This window comes from Streptomyces sp. WM6386 (genome assembly GCF_000972385.1).
Classification (GTDB): Bacteria; Actinomycetota; Actinomycetes; order Streptomycetales; family Streptomycetaceae; genus Streptomyces.
In genome coordinates, this window is sequence record NZ_JXTE01000011.1 from 1 (window position 1) to 15,781 (window position 15,781).

Consider the following 15,781-nt stretch of genomic DNA (forward strand, 5'->3'; position numbering starts at 1 on the left):
AAAATTCCCCCAACCCGGGGCCCCCGCCACGCCCTCGCCGAAGCCGGCAGTCTGCACATCGTCGCCGCCTCATCGTCCATCCGACGGCTGTTGGAGATCAGCGGCGCGGACGAACTGCTGCTCACCGACCCCGGCCAGCCTGGCCCAACACCGCCCTGACATATCCCCATCGGCCGCTCAGGCCCTCCGGGTCGACGACGACCCGCCCTGGTCAGGCCCCGAGGACGCAGCAGGGCGGCCACAGCGGGCGAGCTCCCGTAGCGAGACCCCGGCCTGTCATGACACGGTCCGAGGTCTCGTGCTGCCCCGGGAGCGAGGAACCCAGGAAGCAACCTGGCCTGCCCGCCGAAAGCGTAGGCGTGGTTCCGAAGCCGGTATCGGGGGCAGGTGCCCGCCTCGCGGACCGGAGCTGCCTCCCGCAGAGGGAGCCGCAGCAGCCCCGGCCCTTGTCCTTGCGACGGGTTCGCCTCGGGGCCGACTCCCGCCGGCCCCGACGGCCGGATCGAACTCAGCCCCGGGGCCTACCCCGCCGACAGTCCCTTCGCCAACGAGGACCTGCGTCCCGTACCGCTCTCCGAGCGCAAGTGGACGACGTACAACTTCGCGGCCCTGTGGATCTCCATGGCCCACTGCATCCCCAGCTGGACCCTGGCCTCCGGCCTGGTCGCGCTCGGCATGGACTGGAAGCAGGCCGTCTTCACCATCGCCCTGGCCAACATCATCGTGCTGCTGCCGATGCTGGCCACCGGGCACGCCGGACCCAAGTACGGCATCCCCTTCCCGGTGCTGGCCCGCGCCTCCTTCGGTCTGCGCGGCGCCAACATCCCGGCACTGATCCGGGCGGCCGTGGCCTGCGGCTGGTTCGGCATCCAGACCTGGATCGGCGGCAGCGGCATCTTCGCGCTGGGCTCCAAGCTCACCGGCGGGCACTGGGAGAACGCGGGGAAGATCGCCGGTAACCCGTGGCCGCTGTGGCTGTGCTTCCTGCTCTTCTGGGCGCTGCAGATCGCCATCATCTACCGCGGCATGGACTTCCTGCGGCACTTCGAGAACTGGGCCGCGCCCTTCGTCATCGTCGGCGCGCTCGTGCTGCTGATCTGGGTCGCGGTCAAGGCGGACGGCTTCGGCGCGCTGCTCGACCAGCCGTCCAAGCTGGGCTGGGGCCCGGACTTCTGGCCGGTCTTCTTCCCGTCGCTCATGGGCATGATCGGCTTCTGGGCGACGCTGTCGCTCAACATCCCCGACTTCACGCGCTTCGGCGCCAGTCAGAAGGCACAGACCTGGGGGCAGTCCCTCGGTCTGCCCACGACCATGACGCTCTTCGCGGTCCTCGCCGTGCTGGTCACCTCCGGCTCCGAGGTCGTCTACGGCGAGGCGATCTGGGACCCGGTCGCGCTCGCCGCCAAGGCGGACAACGCCTTCGGTCTCCTCTTCGCGCTGATCATCGTCCTCGTCGCGACCATCTCCGTGAACATCGCGGCGAACGTCGTCTCACCGGCGTACGACCTGGCGAACCTGGCACCGAAGCTCATCAACTTCCGTACGGGCGCGCTGATCACGGGTGTCGTCGGCATCCTGATCTTCCCGTGGAAGCTGATCTCGACGCCCGAGTTCTACATCTTCACCTGGCTCGGTGTGGTCGGCGGTCTGCTCGGCACGGTCGCGGGCATCCTCATCGCCGACTACTGGATCGTGCGCAGGACGGTGCTGCACCTGGCGGACCTGTACACGCCCGGCGGGCGCTACTGGTACTCCAACGGCTGGAACTGGCGGGCGATCGCCGCCTTCCTGGTCGGCGGCATCCTCGCGGTCGGCGGGTCGCACTCGGCTGTCGGCGCGGACGGGGTCAAGACGGGGCCGTTCCCGACCGACGGTCTGATCCCGTTCCTCAAGCCGCTGTCCGACTACGGCTGGGCCGTGGGCCTGGGCGCCTCACTGGTGCTGTACGTCGCGCTGATGCTGCCGACGGGCAGGGCGCAGGAGGGCATCGAGGTCTGACGTCCACAACGGAGGGCGGTCGGTGCTACTGACCGCCCTCCAGTGCTGCCACCGCGTCCTTGGCCGCCTTGATGGCGCCCTTGTTGATCACATCCGTGTCGGGCGCCTTCTTCGACTCGAAGTCGCTGCCGTTGTAGGTGACGATCACCAGCGCGTTGGAGGCCTGGACGATGACCGTGCCCTCGCGGGTCTGCTGCTTGTCCTCGGTGGTGAGGTTCACGACCGAGTAGCCCTGGTCACCCAGGCCCGGAACGTCCCCTCCGCCGCTCTTCTCCTCGACGCGCTCCTTGTACGACGTCTGCGCCGCTTCGTCCGAGTCCATGATCTCGAAGGACACGTCGAGCCAGCGGTAGTCGTACCCCTTGAGCGCGTTCCAGGAGCAGGTGCGGCGGAGCTTCGTGTCCGTCGACGGGATCTCCTTGCCGGCCGTCTTGGCGCCCGGAACCAGGGACTTGACGTTCTTCGTCGAGACGCTGCCGCAGGGCGAGGGGGCCGCGGAGTACGCCTTCGAGGCCGCCGCCGTCGCCGGGGCCGACGCGGATCGCGTACCGCCGCCCTTCGACGCGGAGTCGTTGTCGGCGGTCGGGGCCGGTCCTGAGGAGAGCGACCAGCCCGCGGCGGCGAGCACGACGACCGGGGACAGACGCGCGGTCAGGGCGAGCGGCAGAGGAAGGGAACGCACAGGCGCACTTTTCCGTGGGGGACGGTGCGGAAGGGTGTCCAAACTGCGGACGGACGCCAGTGTCACACGACTCCCTGTGGGGCGGAAGCGCCAACTCGCTCCGTACATGTGCGGTGACAGCGGCCCGTTGTTGACGCGTCGTGTGTCCTGTTATGTCCGCACGGAGTTGCGGGTGAACGCCGATTCGATCCGGTCCACGGCCAGGAACGCCCCGTACGCGACGAGGTGCACCAGACAGTGGTCGCCGTGTTCGGGGCGGCGCCAGGCGGCGACGTCCTCGTCGGTGATGCGGTACGGCGCGAGGGCGGCCAGCAGCGCGAGGCGGGCCCCGGGCCGCTCGCGCCGGTCGGGAAACGGGTCGGGGGCGAGGGACGGGTGTGCTCCGTCCCAGTCCAGCAGGACCTCTTCCACGAGATCCTGGTCGTCGGCGTCCAGCAGGGCGCCACCCGCCATGGCCGCCCTGAGCAGCGCCGCGTAGGCGGGACCGACAGCCGTGCCGCCCGCCCAGGCGGGGGACTCGCCGGGGTCGGGGAGGTCGAGCAGCGCGAGTGCGGCGCCTGGCCTGGCCGGGCGGCGTACGGTGCGGGCCAGTGTGCGGCCCGCGAGACTGCGGACTGCACGGAAGCGCTGGGCGTTGCCCGGCAGCAGGTTCTCGGTCACCAGCGCGGAGACGATCCGGTTGATGAAGTGGAAGGCGAGCGCGGTGCCGAGGTAGCCGGGGGCGTCCTCGCCCGGGAACGGATACGGCTCGGGGCCCAGGCCGCCCGGTACGCGGGTCAGCTTCCCCCACTCCAGCACGCGCGCGTGCTCCTCGTTCTCGGGCCGCTCCCCGCGCGCGAGGCGTTCGGCCAGGGCGTGGTCGCCGGTGGCGTGCAGCAGCACGGTGTGCGCGTCCACGCAGAACGGGCACCGGTTGGCGAGCGACACCCCGAGCGCCGCCAGCTCCTTGCCGGTGCGGCTGCCGGGGCCCGCGATCAACGACTCGCGCATCAGCGCCCAGGCGGGGGCGAGGAGTTCGGGGGCGGAGGAGAGGACCACGAAGGTGACCGGTTCGTCGATCCCGAACTCGCGGGCGAGCTGTTCGTAGACCTCGGCGACGCGACCGGTGGCCGCCCTGGGCGGCTGTGGCTCGGTGTAGCGGAAGGGTGTGGACATGGGAAGCAGCGTGCGCCGGGTGGAAGCCCTCGGTCGTCGTACGTCCGAAGGGAGTTGACGCTGCGTCGGCTGGGCGGGACGAGCGCTCGGCGTACTACGGCGGGAGTAGTCGCAGAGTTGTCCACAGGGCTGACGCGGGTGTCGGCGCGGGCCTCTACTGTGCGGACATGGGCGGGCACATGGTCACACAGAGCAGGCCGGCCGACGCGGCGCTGGCGGTCGTGGTCGGCGCGTTGGCAATGACCACGGTCGCCTTCGACGGGGACATGGGATGGCTGGACTACGGCCTGGTGGCGGTGAGTTCGGCCGCGCTCGGCTTCTACCGGGCGGCCCCACGGGCGGTGTTGGCCGTGTCGACCGCCTTCGGCGCGGCGTACGTCCTGCACGCGCAGCCGGGACTGCCGGCCGCCCTGCCCGTCCTGGCCGCCGTGCACACGGCGGCACGGGTGGGGCACCGCGGCTGGGCCCTGCTGGCGAGCGGGCTGTACCTGGCGGCGTACGTGGCGACGGGCCCTGCCACCCGGGACATCGTGGAGAACGCGGCACTGCTCGCGGGCTGGTTCCTGTTCGCCGCGGTGACCGGCCTCGCCGACCGCAACTGGCAGGCGTATCTGCGCCAGACCGAACAGCGCGCCCTGGAGGCGGAACGCACCCGTGAGGAGGCGGCGCTGCGCCGGGCCGGCGAGGAACGCCTGCGCATCGCCCGGGAGTTGCACGACTCCCTCACCCACAGCATCTCGATCGTCAAGCTCCAGGCGGGCGTCGCGGTGCACCTCGCCCGCAAACGGGGCGAGGAGATACCGCCCGCCCTGCTGGCCATCCAGGAGGCGAGCGGCGAGGCCATGCGGGAACTGCGGTCCACGCTGGAGATCCTGCGCACCGACGAGGTCGTCGGCACGCCCGCACTGCTGGTGGAGCGGGCGCGAGCCGCCGGGCTCGCGGTGGACCTGACGGTGACGGGCGAGGAGTGCGAGCTGGGCGCGACGGTAGAGAAGGCGGTGTACCGCACCGTCCAGGAGGCGCTGACGAACGCGGCACGGCATGCCGGCCCGGCGAAGGTGCGGGTGCGGCTCGCCTACGGGGAGGGCCAGGTGACGGTGGCCGTGGAGGACGACGGGAACGCCGCCCCGGACCGGCCCTTCGCGCCGGGCATCGGCCTGACCGGCATGCGGGAGCGGGTGACGGCGCTCGGCGGGACCCTGCACGCCGCACCGCGCACGGAGGGCGGCTTCGCGGTGCGGGCCGAGCTGCCGGTGGGGGAGGCCGGATGATCCGGGTGGCGCTCGTCGACGACCAGGCGCTGATGCGGGCCGGTTTCCGGGCCCTGCTGGAGGCCGAGGACGGCATCGAGGTGGTCGGTGAGGCGGCCGACGGGGAACAGGGCCTGGCGCTGGTGCGGGCCGAGGTGCCCGACATCGCGCTGGTCGACGTACAGATGCCGGTGATGACGGGCATCGAGGCGACCCGCCACATCGCCGCGGACCCCGCACTGGCCGGTGTACGCGTGGTGATCCTCACCAACTACGGCCTCGACAGCTATGTGTTCGAGGCGTTGCGCGCGGGCGCCAGCGGCTTCCTGCTGAAGGACACGGACCCGGCCGACCTGCTGCAGGCGATCGACGTGGTCGCGGGCGGCGAGGCGTTGCTGTCGCCGTCGGTCACCCGCACCCTGATCGGCGAGTTCGTCTCCAGACCCCCGGACCGCGCCACGGCCCCCGGCCTGGAGTGCCTCACCCCTCGCGAACGCGAGGTGACGGCCCTGGCAGCGCGGGGACTGACCAACGAGGAGATCGCCGCGCACATGGTCATCAGCCCGTTCACGGTCAAGACGCACGTCAGCCGCGCGATGACGAAACTGGGGGCGCGCGACCGGGCCCAACTGGTCGTGTTCGCCTACGAGTCGGGGCTGGTGCGGGCGCGGGAGTGAATTCCCGTTGCGTGGTACGGGCACCGATCAGCAACCTGGTGCCATGACAGAGACGACACAGCCCCGGCGGCCCGCCGTCCGTGACGAGATCCTCGCCTACTACGCACGCGGCAACGAGGACGCCCGCCTGAGGGACGGAGGGGCACCCGCCGGGCGGCTGGAGTTCTGGCGCACGCAGGACGTGCTGCGACGGCTGCTGCCCCCGGCACCGGCCCGCGTGCTGGACGTCGGCGGCGGCAGCGGGGTGCACGCGGAGTGGCTGGTGCGGGACGGGTACGAGGTCGACCTCGTCGATCCCGTACCGCTCCACGTGGAGCAGGCGGCACGGATCCCCGGCGTCACCGCGCGTTCCGGAGACGCCCGCGAACTGCCCGCCGCCGACGCCGCCCACGACGTGGTACTGCTGCTCGGCCCGCTGTACCACCTGCCCGAACGCGCCGACCGGGTAAGGGCGTTGACCGAGGCATACCGGACGGTCCGGCCCGGCGGACTGGTGGTCGCGGCGACCATCAACCGGTTCGCGGGACTGCACGACGTGCTACGTGAGGAGCGCTACTTCGACCCGGCGCAACGCGCCCGCACCGACACGGTCGGCGACCACGGCCGGCACGGCACCGAGGGCGGCCTGTTCACCACCGCCTACTTCGCCCGACCCGACGAGGCGCCCGCCGAGTTCACCGCCGCCGGGCTGACCGTGGACGGCCAGTACGGTCTGGAGGGCGCCGCCTGGCTGATGGGCGGCGTCGAGGACTGGCTGGACGACCCGGCACGCCGCGAGGCCGTCCTGGCGGCGAGCCGACGCATCGAGTCGGAACCGACGCTCCTGGGGATCAGTGGACATCTCCTCACGGCGGGCACACGGCCCGCATAGCTTCCTTCGTACGATCATGCGCAGCGCCGCCCCCGCCGTGAGGAGTCCGCCCGTGTTCACCACCCGACCCACCCTCCAGGGCACCTTCGGCATGGTGTCGTCCACCCACTGGCTCGCCTCGCAGTCGGCGATGGCCGTGCTGGAGGACGGCGGCAACGCCTACGACGCGGCCGTGGCGGGGGCGTTCGTGCTGCACGTGGTCGAGCCGCACCTCAACGGGCCCGCCGGTGAGGTGCCGATCCTGCTCGCCCCGGCGGGCGGCGAGGTACGGGTGCTGTGCGGACAGGGCGTCGCCCCGGCCGGAGCGTCCGTCGCGCACTACAAGGAGCTCGGGCTGGATCTCGTCCCCGGAACGGGACCCCTCGCGGCCGCTGTCCCCGGTGCCTTCGACGCCTGGATGCTCCTGCTCCGCGATCACGGGACCAAGCCCCTCGCCGAGGTGCTCCGGTACGCCACCGGCTACGCCGAGGACGGGCACGCGCCCGTGGACAACGTCGGGGCGACCGTCGAGACGGTCCGGGAGCTGTTCGAGACCGAGTGGACCTCGTCGGCGGAGATCTACCTGCCCGGCGGACAGCCTCCCCGGCCCGGCGAGCTGTTCCGCAACCCCGCGCTGGCCGCCACCTGGAAGCGGCTCCTCGCCGAGGTCGACGCGGCCGGCGACCGGGTCGCGCAGATCGAGGCGGCGCGGGAGATCTGGCGGGCCGGGTTCATCGGCGAGGCGCTCGTACGGCAGGCGCGGCGACCCACCATGGACACCAGCGGGGAACGGCACACCGGCACGCTGACGGCCGGCGACCTCGCCGGGTGGTCCGCGACGTACGAGGCCCCGGCGACGTACGACTGGAAGGGGTGGACGCTCTGCAAGGCCGGCCCCTGGAGCCAGGGCCCGGCGCTCCTCCAGCAACTCGCGCTGCTCCCGGCCGAGCTGCCCGCATACGGGTCCGCCGACTACGTCCACCTGCTGATCGAGGGCTGCAAGCTCGCCATGGCCGACCGCGAGGCCTGGTACGGCGACGCGGCCGAAGTGCCGCTCGACGAGCTGCTCACGGTCGCGTACAACGCGGGACGGCGGGCCCTGATCGGCGACAAGGCCTCGTACGAACTGCGGCCCGGCAGCCCCGGCGGGCGCGCTCCCCGGCTGTGCGCGCACGCGCACGTGGTCGCCACGGACGACCCCGGCTCCAGCCCCCTGGGGGCGGGGGAGCCCACCGTCGCCAAGGGTCCGGCCTCCCCGGTGCCCGGCGAGCCCGAGGTCGCCGCCGACGGCACCACCCGCGGCGACACCTGCCACCTCGACGTCGTCGACCGCTGGGGCAACATGGTCGCCGCCACCCCCAGCGGCGGCTGGCTCCAGTCCAACCCCGTCGTTCCCGAACTGGGCTTCCCGCTCGGCACCCGGCTCCAGATGACCTGGCTGGAAGAAGGTCTGCCGAACTCGCTCACGCCGGGCCGCCGCCCCCGGACCACCCTCACGCCCTCGATCGCGCTGCGCGACGGCCTCCCCGTCATGGCCTTCGGCACACCCGGCGGGGACCAGCAGGACCAGTGGCAGCTGCACTTCTTCCTCGCGGTCGCGCTGCGCCCGGCGGTGCGCGGAAGCCTCGACCTGCAGGGCGCGATCGACGCTCCCAACTGGCACAACGACAGCTTCCCGGGGTCCTTCTACCCGCGCGGCATGCGGCCCGGCAGCGTGACGGTCGAGGCGCGCACGGACACCGAGGTCGTCGAGGAGCTGCGCCGGCGCGGGCATGACGTGACGGTCGCCGACGCCTGGTCGGAGGGACGGCTGTGCGCGGTCGCCCGGGACCCGGAGACGGGGATCCTGTCGGCGGCGGCGAATCCGCGGGGGATGCAGGGGTACGCGGTCGGCCGCTGAACCCACGCCGCGCTCACTCCCGGCCGTTGCTCCCATATCCCGGTATTCAGCGTGATTCCACCCACAGTCCACCCATCGGGTGGGGATTGTCAGTGGGGCGTGCTCTTATGGAGTCATGATCGAAGACACGGAAACCATCGACGAGTTTCTCGCCCGCCACTCGGCCGACGTGGAGGAGGCCCTCCGCAAGGCCGCCGCGGCCGAGATCATGCCCCGCTTCCGTCAGCTCGCCGCGCACGAGGTCGACCAGAAGAGCGGGCCGCACGACCTGGTGACGGACGCCGACCGGCTGGCCGAGCAGCACCTCACCGACGCGCTCGGCGCCCTCCTGCCCGGCTCCGTCGTGGTCGGCGAGGAGGCGGTGCACGCCAACCCGGCCTCGTACGAGGCGATACGGGGCGACGCCCCGGTCTGGATCGTCGACCCGGTCGACGGGACACGTCAGTTCGTGCGCGGGGAGGACGGCTTCAGCACCCTGGTCGCGCTCGCCCAGGGCGGCGTGCTGCGCGCCTCGTGGATCTACGCGCCGGCTCGTGATCAACTCGCCACCGCCGTACGGGGCCAGGGCGCGTTCCTCGACGGCGAGCGGCTGTTCGCCGGACCGCCGGAGCCCGGCCGGGACCTCGAAGTGACCACCTCCCACCCGGACTACACGACGGACGAGCAGAAGCGCGCCCTGCTGGGACTGTGGACGGACGGCATCGCTCCCCGCGCCTGCGGTTCCGCCGGCCTGGAGTATCTCGCCATCGCCCGTGGCCGGCTGGACGCCACCGCCTTCTCCTGGGAGGCGGCCTGGGACCACGCGGCGGGCCTGCTCCTCGTCGAGGAGGCGGGCGGCGCCCATCTGACCGTCACCGGCGAGCCGTTCCGCATCACCGGCGGCAACACCCTGCCGTTCACCACGGCACGGGACGCGGCGACGGCACGGCGGATCGTGGCGCTGCTGGCGGGCGGGGTCTGAGGCACGGCTCGACGGGCGGGTGCGCGTGGGCCCGGGGTGCGCCACCGACGGTGACCGTCCGGACACCGCCCGCGCTCGAGTCCCCCGCGACCCGGGACCGACGGTGCCCCGTCCTATCCTGATCCAGTGGCCATCGGCTGACGAAGGGGTCCGAAGGTGCCGTCGATGCTTGATGCATGCGTGGTGGGTGCGGGACCGAACGGACTGACCGCTGCCGTGGAGCTGGCCCGCCGCGGCTTCTCCGTGGCCCTCTTCGAGGCCCGCGACACCGTCGGCGGGGGAGCCCGCACCGAGGAACTCACACTGCCGGGCTTCCGGCACGACCCGTGCTCCGCCGCACACCCCCTCGGCATCAACTCGCCCGCGTTCCGCGCCCTTCCGCTGGAGCGGTACGGCCTGGAGTGGCTGCACCCCGACCTCCCCATGGCCCACCCCTTCACCGACGGCACCGCCGCCGTGCTGTCCCGTTCGGTCGCCGAGACGGCCGCCTCGTTGGGGCCGCGCGACGCGGGGGCGTACCGCAGGCTGGTCGAGCCGTTCCTGCCCCGATGGGACACCCTGGTCCGGGACTTCATGTCGCTGCCGCTCACCGCGCTGCCCCGCGACCCGGTGACCCTCGCCCGCTTCGGCCTCGTCGGTCTGCCCCCGTCGACCTGGCTGTTGCGCCGCTTCCGCGACGAGCGCGCCAAGGCGCTGTTCGCCGGTCTCGTCGCGCACGTCATGGCGCCCCTCTCCGGCTTCGCCACCGGCGCCATCGGCCTGGTCTTCGCGCTCGCCGCGCACGCACGCGGCTGGCCCGTCGCCCGTGGCGGCTCCCAGTCCATCTCCGACGCGCTCGCGGCCTACCTCAAGGACCTCGGCGGCGCCATCCACACCGACTACGAGGTCAAACGGCTCGACGACCTGCCGCCCGCCCGCGCCTACATCTTCGACACCTCGCCCACCGCGCTGGCCCGCATCGCCGGCTTCGGCCGCTACTACGACAGCTACCGGTACGGCCCGGGCGTCTTCAAGGTCGACTACGCCCTCGACGGCCCGGTGCCCTGGACCGCGCCGGAGCCCCGCACCGCCGGCACCGTGCAGATCGGCGCGAACGCCGCCGAGATCAGCACCGCCCTGCGCGCGGCGTCCCGGGAGGGCACGGCCCCCGGCAAACCGTTCATGATCACCGTGCAGCCCAGCGTGGTGGACCCCACCCGGGCCCCCGAGGGCAAACACGTCTTCTGGGCCTACGGCCATGTCCCCAGCGGCTGGACCGGGGACCTCACCGACGCCATCGAGCGCCAACTGGAGCGTTTCGCCCCGGGGTTCCGCGACCTGGTCCTGGCCCGCGCCACCGCCGGCCCGCCCGAACTGGCCGCCCGCAACGCCAACTACGTCGGCGGCGACATCGGCTCCGGCGCGGTCACCGGACTGCAGATCCTGCTGCGCCCCAAGCTGTCCCTGTCCCCGTACGCCACCCCGCACCCGGCCGTCTTCATCTGCTCGTCCGCCACCCCGCCGGGCCCGGGCGTGCACGGCATGTCCGGGCACAATGCGGCGAAAGCGGTGTGGAGGAGGCTGCGGCAGACATGACCACCATCACGCTCGTCCAGGGCGACATCACCGGCGAGAGCGCCGACGCCATCGTCAACGCGGCGAACTCCTCGCTGCTCGGCGGCGGAGGCGTCGACGGCGCCATCCACCGCCGCGGCGGCCCGGCGATCCTGGAGGACTGCCGCAAGCTCCGTGCCTCTCAGTACGGCAAGGGCCTGCAGACGGGCCGCGCCGTGGCGACCACGGCGGGCAATCTGCACGCCCGCTGGGTGATCCACACCGTGGGACCCGTGTTCAGCCGGTCCGAGGACCGCTCCGACCTGCTGGCCTCCTGCTACCGCGAATCCCTGCGCGTAGCCGACGAACTCGGCGCCCGCACCGTCGCGTTCCCCGCCATCTCCACCGGCGTCTACCGCTGGCCGATGCAGGACGCGGCCCGCATCGCCGTCGAGACGGTACGGGCCGCGAAGACCGAGGTCGAGGAGATCAGGTTCGTCCTGTTCGACGAGGGCGCGTACGGGGTGTTCGCCGCAGAGGTCGGCTGACGCGGGCGACCGCACGCGACCGGGCCGCCAGGGTGGGATTCCGAGCGGCCCGGCAGGCGAAACCGTCACTACGCCACGGGTGGCGCCGGCACCTCCGGCAGGGCGCCGAGGAGCCCGGTGACCAGTCCCAGCACCGGGGACAGCAGGCCGGTGACCGCGCTCAGCACTCCGCCGAGGTCGAGCGAGGTCAACGCGCTGATCAGCCCCTGGACCGCGGACGTGAGCGAGGCCAGCAGGTCACCCACGGGATCGGCCGCCGCGGCCACGGACCGGTCGGCGGGACGGTCCAGGCTCTTCAGGCGCTCCTGGACGGTCAGGTTCCAGGCCCGCAACTCCTGCGCGTACGCGGCCGCCGCCTCCGGGTCGAGCCGGGTGCCGTCCGCCTCGCCGAGGTCCGCGACCGTGTCGAGGAGGGGCGCCAGTGCGCCGTCGTGGCCGAGGAGCGTGTCCGTCTCGGCGCCGGAGCGCTGGGCGGCCTCGCTGATGCTCAGGCCCGGCACCGCTCGGCCCGCGTCGCCGACGGCGGCGGCGGTGCCGACCGGTCCGAGGACCAGTGCGGCACAGACCAGGGGCGGCACGAGGAGGCCGCGGGAGACTAGGGCGCGCATGGAGTTCCTTTCGACGCGCTGGAAGCTGCTGCTCTTGCGCCCACGGTGGGAACCGCCCCGGCACCCCGCAAACCGATCAGCTCGCCCGCACCGGCCTCAGCGCCACCCCACGGCGACCCTGACCAGGGTCTTTGCCGCGGAACGCGGCTCCTTACGGGTGTCAGCCCCACGTTCCGCCGTCAGAGGGTGCCGCGACCGGAGCGTGTCCGGGTGCACCTCGGCTGCCGCCGCCGGATCATGGGACCCACTGCCCTGGAGAACGGGAGGTTCCTGTGGGGTCGGACTTCCCCCTCCCACGGACCCTGCTGTCCGAGGACGTCGAGACGCTGCTGGCGGGCGCGACCGCGGAGCTGGGGCGTGAATACCGCGTGCTGCGGGAGATCGTGGAGGGCGGGGCAGCGGCCGTGGCGGTCCTCGACACGCAGCTGCGCTATGTGTACGTCAACCCCCACATGGCCCGGATCGTCGGCGTACCGGCCGAGGACCAGCTCGGACGGACCCTCGCCGAGGTCATCCCGGGAGTGGAGAGGCCGGAGGAAGTGCCGCGGGCCGTGCTGCGGGACGGCCGGCCGCGCGATGTCCTCATCGCCGGGGACATGGGCGCCGGGATGTCCCGTGAGCCGCGGGAGTGGCACAGCACGTACCACCGGCTCCAGAACGAGCGCGGCGAGATCGTCGGACTCGTGGCCATCGGCGTCGAGATCACCGAGCCGCGCCGCTATCTCAACGAGCTGGAACGGGCCCACGGCCGGATGGCCATGCTGCACGCCGCCACCCTGCGGATCGGCACCACGCTGGACCTGGAGACCACCTGCCAGGAACTCGTCGACTTCGCCGTCCGCGACCTCGCGGACGGGGCCTCGGTCGAGCTGGTCGTGGAGAACGAACCGGTGAGCTCCCCGCGGGCCCCTACGGCCGGGGTGATGCGGATGCGGCGGGCCGCCGTGAGCGCCCGGCCGGAGCTCGCGGTGCGGCTCGGCGGACTGGCGGGCCCGGACGACGTGAACGACCACGGGCCGACGTCCCCCATGCGCCGCTGTCTGGAACGCGGGCGGCCCTTCGTGACGAGCATGCCGACCCGGGTCCGGCCCAGGGGGCCCTACGCGGAGCGGCTGGAGCGCTACCGCGCTGCCGGGATCCACTCCACGCTGGTCGTGCCCCTGCGGACCGACTCCCGCAGCGTGGGCGTCCTCGCCCTGGTCCGGGCGGGCTCCTCACCCGCCTTCACCGCCGAGGACGCCGTGGTGGCACAGGAAATCGCGGGGCGCGCCTCCCACGCCATGGAACGCGCCCAGCGCTACACCCGCGAGCACACCATGGCCCTGGAGCTCCAGCGGGCCCTGCTCAGCGAGCCGACCCTGCCGCACCCGGACCTGGAGACCGCCTCCCGCTATCTCCCGGCCGACGACAGCGCGGTCGTGGGCGGCGACTGGTACGACTCGCTGGCGCTTCCGCACGGCCGCAACCTCCTGGTCATCGGCGATGTCATGGGCCACGGCGTCGAGGCCGCCGTCGCGATGAGCCACTACCGCTCCATGCTGCGCGCCCTCGCCTCCTCCGGAATGCCCCTGCACGAGATGCTCGCCGCCGCCGACCGCATGGTCGCCGGGTCCGGCTTCGAGCGCGTAGCCACCTGCCTGCTGGCGTTGGGCGACCCGGCCACGGACACGGTCAGCTACGCGAACGCCGGCCACCTGCCACCGCTGCGGATCCTGCCCGACGGCCGCGTCGAACTGGTCCCGCTGCCGGCCGGCCCACCCCTGGGCACCGGCATGGGCGTCTACGAGACGGTCACCCGCCCGGGCATCCCGGGCGGGGTCCTGCTCCTCTACACCGACGGCCTCGTGGAACGCCGGGGCGAGGACATCGACGTCTCCCTGCACCGACTGACGGAACTGCGCCTGCAGCCCGGCGGAGGCCTGGACGAGATCCTCGACGGAATCCTGGCGCACGCCGCGACAGGATCGGCGCGCGACGACATCGCCTTGCTGGCGGCGCGGACGCGGGGGGCGTGAGCGGGCCCGCCCACAGGGTGCCCGTATCGGCTCGGGGCCGTCAGCCGCGTCCGGCGCCCGCCCGTCGTCGTACCCCCACCACCACGGCCACCGCCGGCCCGCACGCCAGCAGTAGCGCCAGCGTCCCGTACCCGTAGGCCAGCGTCGCCGCCGCAGCCACCCCCGCGACCAGCAACGGCCCGCCCGCGTCGCCCAGTTCACGTCCCAGCTCGGCCGCGCCCATGGTCTGCCCCAGCCGTTCCGGAGGGGTCGCCGAGGCGAGGGCGGCGAAGCCCAGCGGGGTGATCAGGCCCGTGCCCGCGCCGATGAGGGCCGCGGCGAGCAGTACGCCCGTCAGACCCGGCAGCATCGCACAGGCCAGGCCCGCCGCCGCGAGCAGCAGCCCCACGACGAGCCCGCCCCGCGCCGTGATGCGCCCCGCGTCCAACGCCCGCCCCGCCCGCGGCTGTACGACCGCCGCACACGCCGCCAGCACCGACACCGCCGCACCCGTCGCCACGGTCCCGAGCCCGGCCACCGCCCCCGATACGGGAAGGAACCCGACGCCCACCGACAGTGCGGCGGTCGCCCCCGCGAGCGCGGCCGTCGGCACGAGGAACACCGGATCGGCCAGCCGTCGCGCCAGGTCGACAACCGTCTGCCGGGCCCGGGGAAGCGGCGGTACGACGGGTACGGCGACCAGCGCCCACACCGCCACGGACGCCCCCAGCACTGCCAGCACCGTGAACAGCAGCCGCAGTCCGCCCGCCCACACCAGGACCCCGCCGAGCAGCGGACCGAGCGTGTAGCCGATGGACTTGTAGAAGCCGTAACTCCCGAACGCCCGCCCGTGCTTGGCCGCCGGATTGAGCCGGGCCACCAGCGCGGAGGCGGCCGGGGAGAAGGCCGAGGCGGCCGCGCCCTGGCCGAGCCGCGCGGCCCACAGCCATCCCGGACTGTCGGCGAGGGCGTACAGCGCGGACGCCACGGCGAACGCCACCAGCCCGCCCAGCAGTACGGGGCGCGCCCCGATCCGGTCGGCGATCGTGCCGAACACCGGCTTCAGCAGGACCTCGGCGCCGTCGTACAGCGCGAGCAGCCCGCCCAGCACCAGCAGCGAGGTGACCGCGTCCTCCCTGTCCCCGCCGAGGTTCGCGGCGATGCCGTGCGCCCCGAACGCGGTGGTGAAACCGGCCGCGTACAGCGGCCACATCCGGCGCGCGGGCGCCTCACTCGGTGGCGTCACTGAGGCCAAGACGCAGATGCTCCACGTGGTAGACGGCCTGGTCGAGCAACTCGGCGACATGGTGGTCGTGGAGCGCGTACACGACGGACCGGCCGCGCCGCTCGCCGACGACGAGCCCGAGATTGCGCAGCAGCCGCAACTGGTGCGAACACGCCGACTGCTCCATCCCCACCTCGGACGCCAACTCCGTTGCGGGCAAAGGGCCTTCACGCAGCCGCGCGAGGATCAGCAGCCGGGAGGGGGTCGAGAGGGCCTGGAGCGTGGTGGCGACCTTCGCGACGTTGCCCGCGTCGAGGCGTACCCGCTCGTCGTCGGTGGTGGTGACGGCTCCATGACCCATGCGGGGTATCTTACTCATCGCACATGAACAGATGAATGA

The 15,781-nt window shown here is 72.9% G+C and carries 14 protein-coding genes; 9 read left to right on the forward strand and 5 right to left on the reverse strand.

The genetic code is table 11. The features are described 5' to 3' along the window. The first annotated feature begins 501 nt into the window (after positions 1-501). Positions 502-1,998, forward strand: coding sequence for an NCS1 family nucleobase:cation symporter-1 (locus TN53_RS09055; RefSeq protein WP_046258037.1), 1,497 nt, complete (start codon positions 502-504; stop codon positions 1,996-1,998). A gap of 25 nt (positions 1,999-2,023) precedes the next feature. Here the strand turns inward: TN53_RS09055 and TN53_RS09060 are convergent, their stop codons facing one another. Together TN53_RS09060 and TN53_RS09065 are read right to left on the reverse strand one after the other, a co-directional pair. Further along, positions 2,024-2,680 carry a hypothetical protein gene (locus tag TN53_RS09060; RefSeq protein ID WP_046257918.1) on the reverse strand — a complete coding sequence of 219 codons (657 nt, stop codon included), beginning with the start codon at positions 2,678-2,680 and terminating at the stop codon, positions 2,024-2,026. Positions 2,681-2,830: 150 nt separating this feature from the next. Then, positions 2,831-3,835 carry a carboxymuconolactone decarboxylase family protein gene (locus tag TN53_RS09065; RefSeq protein ID WP_046257919.1) on the reverse strand — a complete coding sequence of 335 codons (1,005 nt, stop codon included), beginning with the start codon at positions 3,833-3,835 and terminating at the stop codon, positions 2,831-2,833. A 167-nt stretch (positions 3,836-4,002) separates the two neighbouring features. On the opposite strand from TN53_RS09065, the gene TN53_RS09070 reads away from it, so the two are divergent. The 7 genes from TN53_RS09070 to TN53_RS09100 all read left to right on the forward strand — a co-directional run bounded on the left by TN53_RS09070 (position 4,003) and on the right by TN53_RS09100 (position 11,554). Next, a complete protein-coding gene (locus TN53_RS09070; RefSeq protein ID WP_046257920.1) occupies positions 4,003-5,106 on the forward strand; it encodes a sensor histidine kinase in 1,104 nt (367 codons plus the stop codon). Further along, complete coding sequence (locus tag TN53_RS09075; RefSeq protein ID WP_046257921.1) at positions 5,103-5,762, forward strand: response regulator; 660 nt, start codon at positions 5,103-5,105, stop codon at positions 5,760-5,762. Before TN53_RS09070 ends, TN53_RS09075 begins: the two co-directional genes overlap by 4 nt. 43 nt (positions 5,763-5,805) lie before the next feature. Then, entirely contained in the window at positions 5,806-6,633 is an 828-nt protein-coding gene (locus tag TN53_RS09080; protein ID WP_046257922.1) for a class I SAM-dependent methyltransferase, read from the forward strand. 52 nt (positions 6,634-6,685) lie between these two features. After that, positions 6,686-8,512 carry a gamma-glutamyltransferase family protein gene (locus TN53_RS09085; protein WP_046257923.1) on the forward strand — a complete coding sequence of 609 codons (1,827 nt, stop codon included), beginning with the start codon at positions 6,686-6,688 and terminating at the stop codon, positions 8,510-8,512. A gap of 115 nt (positions 8,513-8,627) precedes the next feature. Continuing rightward, complete coding sequence (locus TN53_RS09090) at positions 8,628-9,473, forward strand: inositol monophosphatase family protein (protein ID WP_046257924.1); 846 nt, start codon at positions 8,628-8,630, stop codon at positions 9,471-9,473. A gap of 165 nt (positions 9,474-9,638) precedes the next feature. Further along, positions 9,639-11,048, forward strand: a complete 1,410-nt coding sequence (locus TN53_RS09095) for a phytoene desaturase family protein (protein ID WP_046257925.1) — start codon at positions 9,639-9,641, stop codon at positions 11,046-11,048. Continuing rightward, a complete protein-coding gene (locus TN53_RS09100; protein WP_046257926.1) occupies positions 11,045-11,554 on the forward strand; it encodes an O-acetyl-ADP-ribose deacetylase in 510 nt (169 codons plus the stop codon). Before TN53_RS09095 ends, TN53_RS09100 begins: the two co-directional genes overlap by 4 nt. Before the next feature lie 68 nt (positions 11,555-11,622). On the opposite strand, the gene TN53_RS09105 is transcribed toward TN53_RS09100, so the two are convergent. Then, on the reverse strand, positions 11,623-12,162 hold the full coding sequence (locus TN53_RS09105) for a hypothetical protein (protein ID WP_046257927.1): 540 nt from the start codon (positions 12,160-12,162) through the stop codon (positions 11,623-11,625). 272 nt (positions 12,163-12,434) lie between these two features. Between TN53_RS09105 and TN53_RS09110 the strand changes: the two genes are divergently transcribed. Then, entirely contained in the window at positions 12,435-14,177 is a 1,743-nt protein-coding gene (locus tag TN53_RS09110) for a SpoIIE family protein phosphatase (protein WP_159038107.1), read from the forward strand. Positions 14,178-14,217: 40 nt separating this feature from the next. Here the strand turns inward: TN53_RS09110 and TN53_RS09115 are convergent, their stop codons facing one another. Together TN53_RS09115 and TN53_RS09120 are read right to left on the reverse strand one after the other, a co-directional pair. Continuing rightward, the gene (locus TN53_RS09115) at positions 14,218-15,369 is read right to left on the reverse strand and encodes an MFS transporter (RefSeq protein ID WP_046257928.1); all 1,152 of its coding nucleotides are present in this window, start codon (positions 15,367-15,369) and stop codon (positions 14,218-14,220) included. A gap of 16 nt (positions 15,370-15,385) precedes the next feature. Continuing rightward, complete coding sequence (locus tag TN53_RS09120; protein WP_046257929.1) at positions 15,386-15,742, reverse strand: ArsR/SmtB family transcription factor; 357 nt, start codon at positions 15,740-15,742, stop codon at positions 15,386-15,388. Between the last annotated feature and the right edge of the window lie 39 nt (positions 15,743-15,781).